This is a genomic window from Streptomyces sp. NPDC005775 (assembly GCF_042871565.1).
Lineage (GTDB): Bacteria > Actinomycetota > Actinomycetes > Streptomycetales > Streptomycetaceae > Streptomyces.
In genome coordinates, this window is record NZ_JBIAIU010000003.1 from 172130 (window position 1) to 188775 (window position 16646).

Annotated in this window: 17 protein-coding genes and 5 tRNA genes; 8 read left to right on the forward strand and 14 right to left on the reverse strand. The window is 69.7% G+C overall.

All coding sequences use genetic code 11. From position 1 onward, the window contains the following. Positions 1-108: 108 nt before the first annotated feature. Together cofC and ACFYPA_RS08195 are read left to right on the forward strand one after the other, a co-directional pair. Positions 109-792 (forward strand): 2-phospho-L-lactate guanylyltransferase, encoded by a 684-nt coding sequence (gene cofC / locus ACFYPA_RS08190; RefSeq protein WP_359317206.1) that lies wholly within the window; start codon positions 109-111, stop codon positions 790-792. Between the two features lie 10 nt (positions 793-802). Continuing rightward, positions 803-1006 carry a hypothetical protein gene (locus ACFYPA_RS08195; protein WP_207315838.1) on the forward strand — a complete coding sequence of 68 codons (204 nt, stop codon included), beginning with the start codon at positions 803-805 and terminating at the stop codon, positions 1004-1006. 83 nt (positions 1007-1089) lie between these two features. On the opposite strand, the gene ACFYPA_RS08200 is transcribed toward ACFYPA_RS08195, so the two are convergent. The 4 genes from ACFYPA_RS08200 to leuC form a co-directional block, all read right to left on the reverse strand. Further along, on the reverse strand, positions 1090-1770 hold the full coding sequence (locus ACFYPA_RS08200; RefSeq protein ID WP_359317209.1) for an HU family DNA-binding protein: 681 nt from the start codon (positions 1768-1770) through the stop codon (positions 1090-1092). Between the two features lie 143 nt (positions 1771-1913). Beyond that, positions 1914-2141: a hypothetical protein gene (locus ACFYPA_RS08205; protein ID WP_359077526.1), complete on the reverse strand. Its 228-nt coding sequence runs from the start codon at positions 2139-2141 to the stop codon at positions 1914-1916. A gap of 104 nt (positions 2142-2245) precedes the next feature. Next, positions 2246-2839, reverse strand: a complete 594-nt coding sequence (leuD, locus tag ACFYPA_RS08210) for a 3-isopropylmalate dehydratase small subunit (RefSeq protein WP_359077524.1) — start codon at positions 2837-2839, stop codon at positions 2246-2248. Positions 2840-2844: 5 nt separating this feature from the next. Continuing rightward, a complete protein-coding gene (gene leuC, locus ACFYPA_RS08215; RefSeq protein WP_359077522.1) occupies positions 2845-4269 on the reverse strand; it encodes a 3-isopropylmalate dehydratase large subunit in 1425 nt (474 codons plus the stop codon). A gap of 174 nt (positions 4270-4443) precedes the next feature. Here leuC and ndgR point away from each other — a divergent pair, with 174 nt between their 5' ends. Continuing rightward, positions 4444-5160: an IclR family transcriptional regulator NdgR gene (gene ndgR, locus ACFYPA_RS08220; protein WP_003966003.1), complete on the forward strand. Its 717-nt coding sequence runs from the start codon at positions 4444-4446 to the stop codon at positions 5158-5160. Between the two features lie 73 nt (positions 5161-5233). Here ndgR and ACFYPA_RS08225 read toward each other — a convergent pair whose 3' ends face one another. Beyond that, the gene (locus ACFYPA_RS08225) at positions 5234-5731 is read right to left on the reverse strand and encodes a DUF4188 domain-containing protein (protein ID WP_359077519.1); all 498 of its coding nucleotides are present in this window, start codon (positions 5729-5731) and stop codon (positions 5234-5236) included. A gap of 88 nt (positions 5732-5819) precedes the next feature. Here ACFYPA_RS08225 and ACFYPA_RS08230 point away from each other — a divergent pair, with 88 nt between their 5' ends. Continuing rightward, the gene (locus tag ACFYPA_RS08230; RefSeq protein ID WP_359077517.1) at positions 5820-6461 is read left to right on the forward strand and encodes a MerR family transcriptional regulator; all 642 of its coding nucleotides are present in this window, start codon (positions 5820-5822) and stop codon (positions 6459-6461) included. Positions 6462-6555: 94 nt separating this feature from the next. Here ACFYPA_RS08230 and ACFYPA_RS08235 read toward each other — a convergent pair. From ACFYPA_RS08235 to ACFYPA_RS08275, 9 genes are all read right to left on the reverse strand, one after another. Further along, positions 6556-6628, reverse strand: a tRNA-Glu gene (locus tag ACFYPA_RS08235). 36 nt (positions 6629-6664) lie between these two features. Next, positions 6665-6736 (reverse strand) — tRNA-Gln (locus ACFYPA_RS08240). 12 nt (positions 6737-6748) lie between these two features. Further along, positions 6749-6821, reverse strand: a tRNA-Glu gene (locus ACFYPA_RS08245). Positions 6822-6881: 60 nt separating this feature from the next. After that, positions 6882-6954, reverse strand: a tRNA-Glu gene (locus tag ACFYPA_RS08250). 35 nt (positions 6955-6989) lie between these two features. Beyond that, positions 6990-7061 (reverse strand) — tRNA-Gln (locus ACFYPA_RS08255). 85 nt (positions 7062-7146) lie between these two features. After that, positions 7147-7866 (reverse strand): HAD family hydrolase, encoded by a 720-nt coding sequence (locus ACFYPA_RS08260; RefSeq protein ID WP_359317211.1) that lies wholly within the window; start codon positions 7864-7866, stop codon positions 7147-7149. 187 nt (positions 7867-8053) lie between these two features. Next, entirely contained in the window at positions 8054-9565 is a 1512-nt protein-coding gene (gene gltX, locus ACFYPA_RS08265) for a glutamate--tRNA ligase (protein ID WP_359077513.1), read from the reverse strand. Further along, the gene (locus tag ACFYPA_RS08270; protein ID WP_359077511.1) at positions 9558-10334 is read right to left on the reverse strand and encodes a fumarylacetoacetate hydrolase family protein; all 777 of its coding nucleotides are present in this window, start codon (positions 10332-10334) and stop codon (positions 9558-9560) included. The genes gltX and ACFYPA_RS08270 overlap by 8 nt, the downstream gene beginning before the upstream one ends. Positions 10335-10417: 83 nt before the next feature. Further along, complete coding sequence (locus tag ACFYPA_RS08275) at positions 10418-10609, reverse strand: hypothetical protein (protein ID WP_359317214.1); 192 nt, start codon at positions 10607-10609, stop codon at positions 10418-10420. 578 nt (positions 10610-11187) lie between these two features. Between ACFYPA_RS08275 and ACFYPA_RS08280 the strand changes: the two genes are divergently transcribed. From ACFYPA_RS08280 to ACFYPA_RS08295, 4 genes are all read left to right on the forward strand, one after another. Continuing rightward, the gene (locus tag ACFYPA_RS08280; protein ID WP_389130555.1) at positions 11188-14907 is read left to right on the forward strand and encodes a nitrate- and nitrite sensing domain-containing protein; all 3720 of its coding nucleotides are present in this window, start codon (positions 11188-11190) and stop codon (positions 14905-14907) included. A 9-nt stretch (positions 14908-14916) separates the two neighbouring features. After that, the gene (locus ACFYPA_RS08285; RefSeq protein ID WP_006127850.1) at positions 14917-15330 is read left to right on the forward strand and encodes a roadblock/LC7 domain-containing protein; all 414 of its coding nucleotides are present in this window, start codon (positions 14917-14919) and stop codon (positions 15328-15330) included. 133 nt (positions 15331-15463) lie between these two features. After that, on the forward strand, positions 15464-15871 hold the full coding sequence (locus ACFYPA_RS08290) for a DUF742 domain-containing protein (protein WP_073738726.1): 408 nt from the start codon (positions 15464-15466) through the stop codon (positions 15869-15871). Continuing rightward, positions 15852-16433 carry an ATP/GTP-binding protein gene (locus ACFYPA_RS08295; protein ID WP_073738725.1) on the forward strand — a complete coding sequence of 194 codons (582 nt, stop codon included), beginning with the start codon at positions 15852-15854 and terminating at the stop codon, positions 16431-16433. Before ACFYPA_RS08290 ends, ACFYPA_RS08295 begins: the two co-directional genes overlap by 20 nt. Positions 16434-16646: the final 213 nt, after the last annotated feature.

Consider the following 16646-nt stretch of genomic DNA (forward strand, 5'->3'; position numbering starts at 1 on the left):
CGACGGTCAAGTCTCGCCCCAGGCCCCTGCTCTGTCGAGAACACCGTACGCCTCACCTTCGGGACCGACCCTCCGGGTTGTCGCACCGGCAGGCGAGAATAGGCGGCCATGCGCATCGAGGGGGAGACCGCCACGAACACCGACCCGACCGGCCCCTGGTCACTGGTCGTCCCGCTGAAGCCCCTGGCACGGGCCAAGAGCAGGCTGACGCCCGCTTCCGGGGCCCTGTTGCGGCCGCGGCTCGCCCTGGCCTTCGCCCGGGACACCGTGTCCGCCGCGCTGTCCTGCCCGGGGGTCGCCGATGTGGTGGTCGTCACGGACGACCCGGCGGCCGGGGCGGCGCTGGCGGCGCTCGGGGCCCGGATCGTGGCCGACACCCCGGCCGCCGGGCTCAACGCGGCCCTCGCCCACGGTGAGCGGGCGGTGCGGTCGGCCCGGCCGCGGGCGGCGGTCGCGGCGCTCAACGCCGATCTGCCCGCGCTGCGGCCGACGGAATTGTCACGCGTGCTCGGAATTTCTGCCTCTTTTCCGCGGACGTTCGTCACCGATGCCGCGGGAATCGGAACGACATTTCTCTCCGCCGGTCCGGGGGTGGAATTGCGCCCCGCTTTCGGCGGTCCGTCCAGGGCCCGGCATCTCGCGTCGGGGGCGGTGGAGATCACGCTGACCGGAATCGATTCGGTGCGCCAGGACGTGGACACGGGCGACGATCTGCGGGCGGCGCTGGCGCTGGGCGTCGGCCCGTACACAGCGGGGCGCTGGGCCGCGGGGGTTCGCTCGGCGGACCGATAGGCTGCCGCCCATGCAGGCGACCTCGTACACGTACGACCCCGAGACCCGCACCGGCAGCGTGCTGCTCGACGACGGCACCCCGGTGGACTTCGACGCCCCGGCCTTCGACGCCGGCGGCCTGCGGCTGCTGCGCCCCGGGCAACGGGTGCGGATCGAGGGGCGGGGCGAGGGTGCCGGGCTGCGGATCACCCTGGTGACGCTGCAGACCTTCTGAACCGGTCCGGACAGCCCGCGGGCCGGGCTCCCCGAGGGGAGCCCGGCCCGGCGCGTGTGTGAGGAGCCCTGAGGTTCCGGTCCTCACTTCTTGCGTGCGGTGGCCTTCTTGGCCGTGGTCGTGCGCGCGGTGGTCTTCTTCGCGGGCGCCTTCTTCGCCGTGGTCTTCTTGGCGGGCGCGGTCTTGCCTGCGACGGCCTTCTTGGCGGTCGTCGTCTTCTTCGCCGCCGCCGGGGTCGCCTTCTTCGCGGCCGGCGTGGTCTTCTTCGCCGCCGCGGACGTCTTCTTCGCGGTGGCCGCCTTCTTGGCGGTGGCCGTGGTCTTCTTCGCGGGAGCCACGGCCTTCTTGGCGGTGGCCGCCTTCTTGGCGGTGGCCTTCTTGGCGGTCGCCTTCTTCGCGGCGGCCTTGGCCGTCGTACGGGTGGAAGAACCGCCCGAGAGGCTGCCCTTGGGGGCCTTCTTCACGGCCACGTCGTTCTTGGGGAGCTTCTTCGAGCCGCTCACCAGGTCCTTGAAGCCCTGTCCCGCACGGAAGCGGGGCACCGAGGTCTTCTTGACCCGTACGCGCTCACCCGTCTGCGGGTTGCGGGCGTAACGGGCGGGGCGGTCGACCTTCTCGAACGAGCCGAAGCCGGTGACCGAAACCCGGTCACCTGCGACAACCGCACGAACGATCGCGTCGAGCACCGCATCGACGGCGTCCGCGGCCTGCTGACGGCCGCCGACCTTGTCGGCAATCGCTTCTACGAGCTGCGCCTTGTTCACGTCTTCCCCTTCGGAGACATTGCCCGAACGAAACTGTTCAGGCTTTTTCGCACGTTAGGCAGATATATACCGCAAATCAAACACGAAACGGGCTAATCACCCTAGTGCCGCAACGAAGTCGACCGCTGCGCAGTTCCGCAGAGTCAGTCACCTTCGGGGAATCGGCCCTCATCGAGGTCCTTCATCAAACGGTCCAGACGCCTTGCCGCGCCCGGGAGATCGTGCTTTGCCGCGGCCGTGACGACCAACAGCTTCCGGTTCAGCGCCATCCGTACGCCCTCCGGGACTTGCAGTGCACGCACTCGCGAGTGCGCTTCCTTCAATTGGTCGGCGACTTGGCCGTAAAGCTTGAGTTGGCTGTCGCGTTCCATGCACCGATTGTGCCATCTGGGGCGAGTTGTCGCCCGACGGGGTCTCAACAAGCGACTGCGCCCCCTACCAGAAGGCAGGGGGCGCAGTACGGGAAACGCGCTGCTCAGGCGTTAATTGTACGGGGCTTGTGGGCCGGCCTGGCCGCCTCGTAGCCCGCGATGTCCGCTTCGTTCTGCAGGGTGAGGCTGATGTCGTCCAGCCCGTTCAGCAGCCGCCAGCGGGCGTTCTCGTCGAGCTCGAAGTCGGCGGTGATGCCTTCCGCGAGGACCTGGCGCTTCTCCAGGTCGACGGTGATCTCGGCCGTCGGATCGGCCTCGGTCAGCTCCCACAGGGCGTCGACGACCTGCTGGTCCAGGACCACGGTCAACAGCCCGTTCTTCAGCGAGTTACCGCGGAAGATGTCGGCGAACCGGGCGGAGATGACGGTCTTGAAGCCGTAGTTCTGGAGCGCCCAGACCGCGTGCTCGCGGGACGAGCCGGTGCCGAAGTCGGGGCCGGCCACCAGGACCGAGGCACCCTGGCGCTCCGGGAGGTTGAGGACGAAGTTCTCGTCCTTGCGCCAGGCCTCGAAGAGCCCGTCCTCGAAGCCGTCCCGGGTGACCTTCTTCAGCCAGTGGGCGGGGATGATCTGGTCGGTGTCGACGTTGCTGCGGCGCAGCGGGACGGCCCGGCCGGTGTGTGCGGTGAAAGCTTCCATGATTCTCAGACTCCGGCGGGCGTACGGACGTCGGACAGGTCGGCGGGCGAGGCCAGATGGCCCAGCACGGCGGTGGCGGCGGCGACCTGCGGGGAGACCAGGTGCGTACGGCCGCCCTTGCCCTGCCGGCCCTCGAAGTTGCGGTTCGAGGTCGAGGCGGAGCGCTCGCCGGGGGCCAGCTGGTCGGGGTTCATGCCGAGACACATCGAACAGCCCGCGTGCCGCCATTCGGCGCCGGCGGCGGTGAAGACCTTGTCCAGGCCCTCCTCCACGGCCTGCAGGGCGACCCGGACGGAGCCCGGGACGACCAGCATGCGTACGCCGTCGGCGACTTTGCGGCCGTCCAGGATCGCGGCCGCGTTGCGCAGGTCCTCGATCCGGCCGTTGGTGCAGGAGCCTACGAAGACGGTGTCGACGTTGATCTCGCGCAGCGGCTGCCCGGCGGTCAACCCCATGTACTCCAGAGCCTTTTCGGCGGCGTTGCGCTCCGAGGCGTCCTCGTACGAAGCAGGATCGGGGACGTTGGCCGACAGCGGCGCGCCCTGGCCGGGGTTGGTGCCCCAGGTGACGAACGGCGCCAGTTCGGTGGCGTCGATGACCACCTCGGCGTCGAAGACCGCGTCGTCGTCCGTGCGCAGCGTCTTCCAGTACGCGACGGCCGCGTCCCAGTCCTCGCCCTGCGGGGCGTGGTCCCGGCCCTGCAGATAGTCGAAGGTGGTCTTGTCGGGGGCGATCATGCCCGCCCGCGCGCCGGCCTCGATCGACATGTTGCAGATGGTCATCCGGGCCTCCATCGAGAGCTTCTCGATGGCGGAGCCGCGGTATTCGAGGATGTAGCCCTGGCCGCCGCCGGTGCCGATCCGCGTGATGATCGCGAGGATCAGGTCCTTGGCGGTGACGGTGTCGGGCAGTTCGCCTTCGATGGTGATCGCCATCGTCTTCGGGCGGGCCAGCGGCAGCGTCTGGGTGGCGAGCACGTGCTCGACCTGGCTGGTGCCGATACCGAACGCCAGGGCGCCGAACGCACCGTGCGTGGAGGTGTGGGAGTCGCCGCAGACGACCGTCGTGCCGGGCTGGGTCAGCCCCAGCTGCGGGCCGACCACGTGCACGACGCCCTGCTCGACGTCGCCCAGGGGGTGCAGCCGGACGCCGAACTCCGCGCAGTTCCTGCGCAGGGTCTCCAGCTGGGCGCGGGAGACCGGGTCGGCGATCGGCTTGTCGATGTCGAGGGTCGGGGTGTTGTGGTCCTCGGTGGCGATGGTGAGGTCGAGGCGCCGCACCGGGCGTCCGGCCTGCCGCAGACCGTCGAAGGCCTGCGGGCTGGTCACCTCGTGCAGCAGGTGCAGATCGATGTAGAGGAGGTCGGGCTCGCCTTCGGCGCGCCGGACGACGTGGTCGTCCCAAACCTTCTCCGCGAGTGTCCTACCCATCGCTTTCCCTCCGGCCGGCGTCGTCGCCGGCCCAACTAGAGATTCGGTGCGCCCCCGTCCGGACCCCCGTGCGGGGCGGTGGCTACGGGCCGTTGTGGGGCCGCCCGTACAGGTTCGCAACTTCCCTGGAAAATTGAACTTGCGTTTCACAGAGTGAGACGCGAGTATCGTCGTATGGACAACTCTAGCGGCGTCGGCGTTCTCGACAAGGCAGCTCTGGTATTGAGCGCCCTGGAGTCCGGACCGGCCACCCTCGCCGGGCTGGTAGCGGCGACCGGGCTCGCACGACCCACGGCACACCGGCTGGCCGTGGCACTGGAACATCACCGCATGGTGGCAAGGGACATGCAGGGCCGTTTCATTCTCGGCCCCCGCCTGTCGGAGCTCGCCGCCGCGGCGGGCGAGGACCGGCTGCTCGCCACGGCGGGACCGGTGCTCACCCACCTCCGGGACATCACCGGCGAGAGCGCCCAGCTCTATCGCCGGCAGGGGGACATGCGTATCTGCGTGGCGGCGGCGGAACGGCTGTCCGGCCTGCGGGACACCGTGCCGGTCGGCTCCACGCTCACCATGAAGGCGGGATCCTCCGCCCAGATCCTGATGGCCTGGGAGGAGCCGGAGCGCCTGCACCGCGGCCTCCAGGGCGCCCGCTTCACGGCGACGGCCCTCTCCGGCGTACGGCGCCGGGGCTGGGCCCAGTCGATCGGTGAGCGCGAACCGGGCGTCGCCTCGGTCTCCGCCCCGGTGCGCGGCCCCTCGAACCGGGTGGTCGCGGCGGTCTCGGTCTCCGGACCGATCGAGCGGCTGACCCGCCACCCGGGCCGGATGCACGCCCAGGCCGTCATCGACTCGGCCGCCCGGCTGAGCGAGGCGCTGCGCCGCACGGGCTGAACCGCCGGGCCTCCGCTTTTCCCCAATGCCGCCCCAGCGTCGTGGCGGCCCCCACTCCGTTCAGCCCAACGCCTCACTTCGCCGTCGAGCGGTGTGCGAAACGATCCGCCCCACGGCGGCCCCGCCCCTCGATCGGCAGCGACCCGGTCGCCGCGGCCAGTCCGTACGCCGGCATATCCGCGTATATGGACTCGTACCCGCCCTCGGGCACCACGTAGGTCTCGTGCCACAGCCCCACGTGCTGCCGGGACTTCTTCTCCTTGCGGTTGATCATCGCCCACGCCTTGCGGTGCAGCATGTCCGGCGCCTGGGCGTATGCGTACAGCTTCTCCTTCGACTCCCAGTACTGGACGACGTAGTACGTCCTCGGCGAGCCGGACAGCAGCGTGTACCCGAGCAGGCCGCGGCTCTTGTTCCGGCTCAACTCCCTCAGCAGACGCGGCATCGCGAGCAGGACGGGAAGCCAGTGGTGAACGCCCCGGAAGTGGTTGATGCGCATGCCGATCAGCAGGATGACCACATCCCCCTCGGCCGCCGCGGTCGTCCGTCCCGGAATCGGTTGAGCGAACATGCGGGCCCCCAGGCTCCGTTGGAGAGTGGAACTATCCAATGATTGGATAGTTCCACTGCCCGAACGGCAGCGCAAGAGAGGGGACGGAATGCGGCTCTCGGAACTGAGCGAGCAGAGCGGCGTGAGTACGGCGACGATCAAGTACTACCTGCGCGAAGGGCTGTTGCCGCCGGGGCAGCGAGTGAGCGCGACACAGGCCGAGTACGACGACGGCCATGTGCGCCGGCTGCGACTGATCCGGGCCCTCCTCCAGGTGGGCCGCCTCCCCGTCGCCACGGCGCGCGAGGTGCTGAACCATGCCGACGACACGTCCCTGAGCCGGACGATCCGGCTGGGGGCGGCCCTCTGGTCGCTGCCGCACGGTCCCGAGCCGGATGAACAGGCGCCCGAGACGGCGCTCGCCGCCGCGGAGGTCGAGCGACTCCTGGACCGGCTGGGGTGGACCACCGCGCAGGAGATCGGCGCCCTCTCCCCCTCCCACCGCTCCCTGGTGGCGTCCCTGGCCACCCTGATCCGTCTCGGCTACCCGTGCTGGGGCGACTATCTGGCGGACCACGCCCGCCTCATGCACGCCGTGGCGGTCCGGGACCTGGACATGATGGAGACGTATCCCACACAGTCCGAGCAGGTGGAGATGGCGGTCGCCTCCGCGGTGCTGCACGAACCGCTGCTGGCGGCGCTGCGACGGCTGGCGCAGGAGGAGGAGTCGGCCCGGCGGTACGGGCTGTGAGCGCGCCCCCGGTAGACGCGCGGGCCGAATAGCCCACGCACACAAGCAGAAGGCCCCTCACCGGAGTGAAGGGCCTTCGCCTGCTGCTCTGTTGTACCCCCGACCGGATTTGAACCGGCGCTACTGCCGTGAGAGGGCAGCGTGCTAGGCCGCTACACAACGGGGGCTTGGATACTGCGACTTGCTGGTCTTGCTGTCTTGCGCTGGGCTACCAGGACTCGAACCTAGAATGACGGTACCAGAAACCGTAGTGTTGCCAATTACACCATAGCCCATGGTGTTTCAAGTACCCCCGACCGGATTCGAACCGGCGCTACTGCCGTGAGAGGGCAGCGTGCTAGGCCGCTACACAACGGGGGCCCTAGCGATCCTGCATCGAAAACGTGGGTGCGACCCAGGTGTTCTCGCGGGAAGGATCTGTACCCCCGACCGGATTTGAACCGGCGCTACTGCCGTGAGAGGGCAGCGTGCTAGGCCGCTACACAACGGGGGCTTGTTCCTGCAACTTACTTGTCTTGCTGTCTTGCGCTGGGCTACCAGGACTCGAACCTAGAATGACGGTACCAGAAACCGTAGTGTTGCCAATTACACCATAGCCCACTGAAACGCAACCCCTGGGGGTCTTGTCCCTGTCCGCGCTTCCCGTTCGGATCTTTCGTTCCGCTTGGGCGGCGCAGGAAGAACATTACCTGAAGGTGTCCGGCGCTCCAAAACGGGTATCGGCCGACAGCAGGCCGGGGAGCTGGTCGAGGGCCGTGATCCGGGCCAGTTCGGGGCGCCCGCCCCTCCCCCGCCGGTCCAGCCAGACGCCCGCGAGCCCGGCGGCCACCGCGCCGGCGGCGTCGATGTCGGGTTCGTCCCCCACGTAGGCGATCTCCCCCGGGGGCAGGTCCAGCGCCTCACAGGCGGCGAGGAACGCGCCCGCGTCCGGCTTGGAGACCCCCAGCTCGACGGCGCACAGCACCACCTCGAAACGGTCCCGGACGCCGAGCTTGCGCAGCTTGCGGTCCTGGTTGTGGATGCTGGAGTTCGACAGGACGGCGTGACGGTATCCGTCCGCCAGTCGGTCCAGGACCGGCACGGCGTCCGGGAACAGCTCCCAGGCCGCCTCGTAGTGCCCCGCATGCCTTCCGAACCAGCTGTCGGCCTCACCGTCGCTCAGCCACCGCCCCAGGAACGACCGCACCCGCTCCCTGCGCTGCCCCTGGAAATCGACCTCGCCGGCCGCGAACCGTGCCCACTGCACGTCCGTGATGGCCTTCCACGCGTCGAGGGCCTGTTCCAGCGAGGCGTATCCCTCGGGCAGGCCCTCGGTCTCCAGGTGCTTGCGCATGCCGACGCGGTCGGCGCCGGAGTAGTCGAAGATCGTGTCGTCGATGTCCCAGAGCACGGCGCGGATCGGCATGCGCACCAGCGTATGCGGCTACGCGGCGAGCGCGTGGGGCTTTGCGGTGCTGCGCAGGCCGAGGAGGACGGCCTCCAAGCCCTCTGCGCCCCGGCCGACGGCCCGCGCGAGGCGCCGCGCGTGTCGTGAACGGCCGGAGGCCGGGGCTCCCCTGTGGGAACCCCGGCCTCCGGCGTACGTACGGCTGTTACGCGGCAAGCTTCGCGAGCGCCGCGTCGATCCGGGCGATCGTGCGCTCGCGGCCCAGGATCTCCAGGGACTCGAAGAGCGGCAGGCCGACCGTGCGGCCGGTGACGGCGACGCGGACCGGGGCCTGCGCCTTGCCGAGCTTCAGGCCGTGCTCCTCACCGGCGGCGAGGATGGCGGCCTTCAGGGCCTCCGCGTTCCACTCGGCGGCGATGAGGTTGGCGCGGGCCGTGACGAGCAGGGCGTCGGAGCCCTCCTTCATCGCCTTGGTCCAGGACGCCTCGTCGGTCGCCGGCTCGTCGAGGAAGAGGAAGTCGACGTTGGCCGTGATCTCCGAGAGGACCGTGACCCGGGTCTGGGCGTGGGGGGCGATCGCCGCGAACACGTCCGCGTCGAAGGCCTCCGGGGCCCAGGGGGCGAACGGGGCCCGCAGCCAGGGGCCGCACGCCTCGGTGAACGTCTTCACATCCAGCTTGCGGATGTGTTCGGCGTTGATGTGCTCGCACTTCTTGAGGTCGAAGCGGGCCGGGTTGGCGTTGACGTCCGTGATGTCGAACGCGGCGACCATCTCGTCGATGTCGAAGATGTCCCGGTCCTCGGCGATCGACCAGCCGAGCAGCGAGAGGTAGTTGAGCAGCCCCTCACGCAGGAAGCCACGCTCGCGGTAGACGTTGAGCGAGGCCTGCGGGTCGCGCTTGGAGAGCTTCTTGTTGCCCTCCCCCATGACGTACGGGAGGTGCCCGAAGGCGGGGGTGTACTTGGCGATGCCCAGCTCGGTGAGCGCCGCGTACAGGGCGATCTGGCGCGGGGTGGAGGAGAGCAGGTCCTCGCCGCGCAGGACGTGGGTGATCTCCATCAGCGCGTCGTCGACCGGGTTGACCAGCGTGTACAGCGGGGCACCGTTGGCGCGGACGATGCCGTAGTCCGGCACGTTCTCCGGCTGGACGGTGATGTCGCCGCGGACCAGGTCGGTGAAGGTGAGGGCCTCGTCGGGCATCCGGAAGCGGACGATGGAGGTGCGTCCCTCGGCCTCGTACGCGGCCTTCTGCTCGTCGCTCAGGTCGCGGCAGTGGCCGTCGTAACCGGACGGCTTGCCGGCGGCGCGGGCGGCGTCGCGGCGGGTGTCGAGCTCCTCGGTGGTGCAGTAGCAGTGGTACGCGTGGCCGGCGGCGAGGAGCCTCTCGGCGACGTCCTTGTAGATGTCCATGCGCTGCGACTGGCGGTACGGGGCGTGCGGGCCGCCGACCTCGGGGCCCTCGTCCCAGTCGAGACCGAGCCAGCGCATCGCGTCGAGGAGCTGCTCGTACGACTCCTCGGAGTCGCGCGCCGCGTCGGTGTCCTCGATGCGGAAGACCAGGGTGCCCTGGTGGTGCCGGGCGAAGGCCCAGTTGAAGAGAGCTGTCCGGACCAGGCCCACGTGGGGGTTGCCGGTGGGGGAGGGACAGAAACGTACGCGATGGGGCCTCCCCTGCTCGAGCGGAGCCGAGGGCTTGGGGATAGGTGCGTTAACCACGCTTGATCACCTTGTTGGTGAGAGTGCCGATGCCTTCGATGGTGACGGCGACCTCGTCGCCGACATGGAGGGGTCCGACCCCTGCGGGAGTCCCGGTGAGGATGACATCGCCCGGGAGCAGCGTCATGGCTTCCGTGATGTGGACGACCAGGTCCTCGATGCTCCGGATCATTTCGCTCGTCCGGCCGAGCTGGCGTTGCTCGCCGTTGACGGTGGCCTGGATGGCGAGGTCGCTGGGGTCGAGGTCGGTCTCCACCCAGGGGCCGAGCGGGCAGGAGGTGTCGAAGCCCTTGGCCCTGGCCCACTGCTTCTCGCGCTTCTGGGCGTCGCGCGCGGTGACGTCGTTGGCGCAGGTGTAGCCGAAGATGACGTCCTTGACCCGCTCCCGCGGCACTTCGCGGCACATCCGGCCGATGACCACGGCCAGCTCGGCCTCGTGGTGAAGCTCGTTGGAGAAGGAGGGGTACTCGATGGCGTCGCCGGAGCCGATCACCGAGGTGGTGGGCTTGAAGAAGGCGACGGGGACGTCGGGGACCTCGTTGCCGAGCTCCGCGGCGTGCTCCGCGTAGTTGCGGCCGATGGCCACGACCTTGTTGGGGAGCACGGGCGGGAGCAGCCGGACCTTGCTCAGCGGGACCTTGGTCCCGGAGAGCTCGAAGTCGGCGTACGGGATGCCCTTGATGATGTCGAGGACGAGACCATCGGGCCCGTCGCCCTCGACCGCGCCGAAGGCGACATTGCCGTCGATGGAGAACCTGGCGATGCGCACGGGTTGCTGTCGCCCCTCACTTGCTGGGTAGCTGAAGACTGACGCTCCAGGCTAACGCGGGTGAGGGGCCGATCCGTGCGGGATTACTCCGCGGCGGCCGTGGTGGCCGCGGGGGCCGTCATCAGGATCGTGCGGCGCGGGTTGGCCGTCTGCGTCGGCAGGTCGAGTGCGTGCTCCGGCCGCTCCGGCGTCTGCAGCGCTTCGGCGTCCTTGAGGTGCGCCAGCGTGGTGCGCCGGGGGTTGGCAATGTTGCGGAACATCATCGTCGTCTTCATCTGCCGTACGGACCCTGTCGGTAGGGGCGCCACCCGGAGGGGCGCCGGTTGTCGGTTTCGCCATCCCTGTAAAGCGCCAGGCTAAACATCCCATTCCCTCCGGAGGCTCGGAAGAGACGGCGATCATCCTGTGAGTTTGCTCACGAAGTGCGCGACAATTCCACCAATTCGGGCGTCGAACGTGGATGGATGAAAGGGACATTGCATCACTGAATGATCCATTCCGCTCCTGATCATGCCGACTGGGACAGCTGAGGCTCCGCCCCGTTTCCCCGACAATGCCCCGTTATGCCGGGGAACGGTGTCCACGACTTGTGACCCCGTCATCACAACGTGTCACCCAGGTCACAGCCCGGTACCTGGCCCTTGTTGGAGATCCGGCACTGTGCTGGAATTCCACGCACCGCCGCGGGTTTCAAGCCGGCGCGCAGGGGCGCTACGCAGCGCCGAGTGGCGGCGGGAAGGGGAAGAGCGCCGGTCACTCACGACCACCATGGGGCGGTACAACGCCCCACGACGCCGACACCGTTCCTTCCGTTCATGACGGGAGAACGCCTGGTCCAGAGGTTGCGACGCTAGTGCAGGGACGTTTCAAGAGGGATGGCAGCGCTGCGGCGGAACAGGAGCCGCGCGGCGGGACCGGCCGCGGTTCCTCGCCCCAGCACGCCCAGAACCCGGGACCGGCCGCGGCCGGCGACAACGGCGAGCGCTCCCAGCGCCCGGGCGTCACGGCGGGCGGTGGGACCGATCCGGTCTCCGCGCTCAAGCCGCGGGGTCCGGTCAGCACGGGATCACGAGTGGCTCTGCGCAACTGGCGCATCAGCACGCGTCTGGTCTCCCTGCTCGCCCTCCCCGTGGTCGCCGCGACCACGCTGGGTGGTCTGCGTATCAACGACTCCATGAACGACATCCAGCAGCTGGAGCACATGCAGCTGCTGACCCAGATGACGAAGCAGGCGACCTCGCTGGCGCAGGCGCTCCAGGAGGAGCGCGACCGGTCGGCCGGCCCGCTGTCCAACAAGGTGGCCGCGACCGACTTCAAGGTCACCGAGCCGCGGAAGAAGACCGACCGGGCGAAGAAGGCTTTCCTCGCCGCGACGACCGACATCGGTGACACCACCGGTGACGAGGCCCTGGAGAGCATCCACTCCAGCGTCCAGCAGATCGCGTCGCAGCTCGGCTCGATCCGTGACATCCGCAAGCAGGCGTACGCCAAGAACAGTCCGAGTCTCCAGACCGTCGACGCCTACAGCCAGCTGATCACCTCGCTGCTGAGCCTCTCCCAGGACATGGCGCAGGCGACCAGCAGCCCCGAGATGATCAAGCGGACCCGCGCCCTGGCGGCCTTCTCCTCCGCCAAGGAGTACGCGTCGGTCCAGCGCGCGATCATCGCGGCCGCGCTGCCCGGCGGCAACGACAAGGAGCCGCACCTCGACCGCAACGACCAGCAGTTCGGTCTCGCGGCGCAGCGCAAGGAGGACGCGGCCCGCCGCTCCTTCGAGGCGATCTACACGACCACGGGCAAGAGCGCCGACGAGCTGACCTCCACGCTCGACGAGGGCCAGCCCGAGATCAAGGCCGCCGACACCTACGCCAAGAAGGTGCTCAACAACGCCAACGGCATGAGCGGTCCGGGCGTGCGGCGTTCGTACATGGACTGGTACGACCAGGACTCCACCAAGATCCAGGCCATGAAGCAGATCGAGGAGACGCTCCTCAGCGACATGGAGGGCAAGGCGCGCGAGCTGCGCGACGAGTCCCAGCGCGAAGCGATCATCTCCGGTGCGCTCATCCTGCTCGTGCTCGGTGTCTCGCTGGTCGGCGCCTTCGTCGTCGCCCGGTCCATGATCCGCTCGCTGCGCCGGCTGCAGGACACCGCCACGCGCGTCGCCCAGGACCGGCTGCCCGAGCTCGTCAAGCAGCTCTCGGAGACGGACCCGCAGGATGTCGACACCTCCGTCGAGTCGGTCGGTGTGCACTCCCGTGACGAGATCGGCAAGGTGGCCGCGGCCTTCGACGACGTGCACCGTGAGGCCGTCCGCCTCGCCGCCGAGCAGGCCCTCCTCCGGGGCAACGTCAACGCGATGTTCACCAACCTCTCGCGTCGTTCGCAGGGCCTCATCCAGCGTCAGCTCTCGCTCATCTCCGAGCTGGAGTCGCGCGAGGCCGACCCGGACCAGCTGTCCTCGCTCTTCAAGCTCGACCACCTCGCGACGCGTATGCGCCGTAACGGTGAGAACCTCCTCGTCCTCGCGGGTGAGGAGCCGGGCCGCCGGTGGACCCGTCCGGTGCCGCTGGTCGACGTGCTCCGTGCCGCCGCCTCCGAGGTGGAGCAGTACGAGCGCATCGAACTGGCCGCGGTGCCCGCCACCGAGGTCGCCGGCCGGGTCGTCAACGACCTCGTGCACCTCCTCGCCGAGCTGCTGGAGAACGCCACGTCGTTCTCCTCGCCGCAGACGAAGGTCCGGGTCACCGGTCACGCGCTTCCCGACGGCCGGGTGCTCGTCGAGATCCACGACACCGGCATCGGCCTCTCCCCCGAGGACCTCGCGGCGATCAACGAGCGGCTCGCCTCGCCGCCCACCGTGGATGTCTCGGTCTCCCGCCGCATGGGTCTGTTCGTGGTCGGCCGGCTGTCGCTGCGTCACGGCATCCGCATCCAGCTGCGTCCCTCGGACTCCGGTGGTACGACCGCGCTGGTCATGCTCCCGGTCGATGTCGCGCAGGGCAACAAGCAGCCGGCTCCGAAGCAGGCTCCGGGCCAGCAGCCCGCCCCCGGTGGGCTGCTCGCGGGCAACAACGCGCCCCGTACCGGCCTCGAAAGCTCTCCGTCGGCCCCCGGCGGGCCGCTTCCCGCCGGCCCCGGAGCCGCGCGCGGCCAGGTCGGCGCGGGCTCCGGTCCGCGGGCGGCCCTGCCGGCCCGCGACGGCTCGAACCGTCCCCAGAACCAGCAGGGTCAGCCCGGCCGGCCCGGTCAGCCCGGCAGCCAGCAGGACGCCGGCTTCCCGAGCCCCGGGTTGTCCGGCAACGGTCCGCAGGGCCGGCAGCCGGACGCCTCGCGCCAGGAGCCGCCGCGTCAGGGCGGCGGGCTCTCCGGTGCCTTCGGCGGCGGCGCCCGCCTCGGCGCCCGCGGTCAGGGTGACGGCTCCGGCCGTACGGACTCGGGCCGGCCCAGCCTGTTCGACCAGAAGCGTCCGGAGCAGAGCGGCCCCGGCCGTCAGGCCCCGCAGCCGCAGCACGCCCGGCAGGACCAGGCCGGCCAGGGCGGCGGCTTCCAGCAGCCCGGCGGGCCCGGCCGGAACGACCGTCAGCTGCCTCCCGTCGGCGGTCCGCGTGCGGAGCTGCCGGGTGGCAACCCCCAGCCGCAGCGCCCGCAGGCCACCAGCTGGGGCAGCAACGAGGAGCCGTCCGCACCGCGGCGCTCCCCGCTCGACGCGCCCCGCGGTCACGAGGAGCCCGAGTCCACCGGCCAGTTCCAGCGGCCGCTGAACCCGCCGCCGCTCAGCCCGCGTCCGCCGATGGACAACAGCCGGCAGGGTCCCGCCGCCACCGCCGAGTTCGCCCGTCCGGACTTCTCGGCACCGGCTCCGCAACAGCGGCCCGTGCCGCAGATGCCGGACCCGGCGAGCACCGCGCAGTTCGCCCGCCCGGACTTCGGGCAGCAGCCCGCGCAGGGGCAGGGCCGGCCCGCGCCGCGCCAGCGTGACCGTGACAACGGGGACTTCGGTGCCCCGCGTCCGCCCGTCGCGCCGGTTCCGGGCGGGGACTTCCGGCCGCCCGCGCCGCAGCAGCCCGAGGCGCTGCCTCCGGCCGGCCCCGGTGACGGCCGTACCCCGCTCTACGACACGCTGGAGACGAACTGGTTCCACGGTCCGCAGCAGGGTGGCCAGCAGCCGCCCGCCGCGCCGCAGGCACCCGGTTTCCCCCAGCAGCCCGCCGAGGAGCGTCCCGCTCCCGCCGCACCGCGTCGCGGTTCCGGTGACACCAACGGCGCCACAAGCTCCTGGCGCGCCTCGCCGAACGACGAACTCGTCCGGCAGGCGGAGCGGGTGAAGAAGCCCGCAGCAGGCGGAATTACTACGTCCGGTCTGCCTCGGCGGGTCCCGCGTGCCAATCTGGTGCCGGGTACCGCCCAGCAGCAGAACCATCAGTCCGGTCCCCAGGTCTCACGTGCACCCGATGACGTGCGCGGGCGGCTGACCAATCTCCGTCGGGGCATCCAGCAGGGACGGCAGGCCAACAACGGCCCGTCTACCGGCAGTTTTCCCCTCGGCCCCACTCACCAGCAGGAGCGTTAGTTGAGCCCGATGAGTCAGGCCGCACAGAATCTGAACTGGTTGATCACCAACTTCGTGGACAACACCCCCGGGGTGTCGCACACGGTGGTGGTCTCCGCAGACGGCCTGCTGCTGGCGATGTCCGAAGGTTTCCCGCGTGACCGCGCCGACCAGCTGGCGGCTGTCGCCTCCGGTCTGACCTCGCTGACCGCGGGTGCCTCCCGGATCTTCGAGGGCGGCGCCGTCAGCCAGACCGTGGTGGAGATGGAACGCGGGTTCCTCTTCCTGATGTCCATCTCGGACGGCTCCTCACTGGCCGTGCTCGCCCACCCGGACGCCGACATCGGTCTGGTCGGCTACGAGATGGCCCTGCTGGTGGACCGGGCGGGCACGGTCCTGACCCCGGACCTCCGTGCCGAGCTCCAGGGCAGCCTGCTCCACTAGGCGGCCGTGAACCGGTGACACAGACGATTAGCCCAGGTAACGCACTCATCTCTCGCCCGTCCGGCCGCTTACAGCCCCCCACCGGCCCCTTCAGACGGCAAGCCGACACCCTGCTGTCACGCCCGGAGGATTCATGACCCCGCCCCCCGCCTCACCCGATCCGTACGGCGCGTTGAACCACGCGTCGTACGAAGGTGAAGGCGACCAGCCGCTGGTCCGTCCGTACGCCATGACCGGCGGCCGGACCCGACCGCGCTACCAGCTAGCGATAGAGGCGCTGGTCAGCACCACGGCCGACCCCGCGCACCTGGGGACGCTGCTCCCCGAGCACCAGCGGATCTGCCACCTGTGCCGTGAGGTCAAGTCGGTGGCCGAGGTGTCGGCCCTGCTGTCGATGCCGCTCGGCGTGGCCCGCATCCTCGTCGCGGACCTGGCGGAAGCCGGCATGGTGGCCATCCACCAGCCGGGCAACGGAGAGGCCGGCGGCGCGCCGGATGTGACACTGCTCGAAAGGGTGCTCAGTGGACTTCGCAAGCTCTAGTGGCGGTGCAGCCCGGGCCACCACCTCGGCGAAGATCGTGGTGGCGGGCGGATTCGGCGTGGGTAAGACCACGTTTGTCGGTGCCGTTTCGGAGATCAATCCGCTGCGTACCGAAGCCGTGATGACGTCCGCCTCGGCGGGCATAGACGACCTGACGCACACCGGCGGCAAGACCACCACGACGGTGGCCATGGACTTCGGCCGCATCACCCTGGACCAGGACCTGATCCTGTACCTCTTCGGTACGCCCGGACAGGACCGCTTCTGGTTCATGTGGGACGACCTCGTACGCGGCGCCATCGGCGCCGTCGTGCTCGTCGACACCCGACGCCTCGCCGACTGCTTCCCCGCCGTCGACTACTTCGAGAACAGCGGCCTGCCGTTCGTCATCGCCCTCAACGGCTTCGACGGCCACCAGCCGTACACCCCCGACGAAGTCCGCGAAGCCCTCCAGATCGGACCCGACACCCCGATCATCACGACCGACGCACGGCACCGCGGTGACGCGAAGAGCGGTCTGATCACGCTGGTGGAGCACGCTTTGATGGCGCGGCTCAAGTAGGCACAAGTCGGTATTGCCGTACGACAATTACACTAGTCACACGGGGGTGGACTGTGTCCTTTGACACGATCCACCCCTGTGTTCATAACGTTTCGAGAGAGAATTACCCCCCGGTCAGTACCCGATGCGCACGTTCGGTTCCACTGCGCTCACCTGAGCCCCGTCATTTGACGGGGCTCGTTCTTTATGCCCGTTTTATCTGAGGCGTGGGCC

Coding starts and splice junctions, on each gene's coding strand:
- ACFYPA_RS08260 (WP_359317211.1), bottom strand. CDS start 7,866: ATGCCGATCCGCGCCGTGCTCTGGGACATCGACGACACGATCTTCGAC.
- leuC (WP_359077522.1), bottom strand. CDS start 4,269: ATGGGTAGGACACTCGCGGAGAAGGTTTGGGACGACCACGTCGTCCGG.
- ACFYPA_RS08290 (WP_073738726.1), top strand. CDS start 15,464: ATGACCCCGCCCCCCGCCTCACCCGATCCGTACGGCGCGTTGAACCAC.
- ndgR (WP_003966003.1), top strand. CDS start 4,444: ATGGACAACTCTAGCGGCGTCGGCGTTCTCGACAAGGCAGCTCTGGTA.
- ACFYPA_RS08230 (WP_359077517.1), top strand. CDS start 5,820: ATGCGGCTCTCGGAACTGAGCGAGCAGAGCGGCGTGAGTACGGCGACG.
- ACFYPA_RS08195 (WP_207315838.1), top strand. CDS start 803: ATGCAGGCGACCTCGTACACGTACGACCCCGAGACCCGCACCGGCAGC.
- ACFYPA_RS08205 (WP_359077526.1), bottom strand. CDS start 2,141: ATGGAACGCGACAGCCAACTCAAGCTTTACGGCCAAGTCGCCGACCAA.
- leuD (WP_359077524.1), bottom strand. CDS start 2,839: ATGGAAGCTTTCACCGCACACACCGGCCGGGCCGTCCCGCTGCGCCGC.
- ACFYPA_RS08275 (WP_359317214.1), bottom strand. CDS start 10,609: ATGAAGACGACGATGATGTTCCGCAACATTGCCAACCCCCGGCGCACC.
- ACFYPA_RS08285 (WP_006127850.1), top strand. CDS start 14,917: ATGAGTCAGGCCGCACAGAATCTGAACTGGTTGATCACCAACTTCGTG.
- cofC (WP_359317206.1), top strand. CDS start 109: ATGCGCATCGAGGGGGAGACCGCCACGAACACCGACCCGACCGGCCCC.
- ACFYPA_RS08225 (WP_359077519.1), bottom strand. CDS start 5,731: ATGTTCGCTCAACCGATTCCGGGACGGACGACCGCGGCGGCCGAGGGG.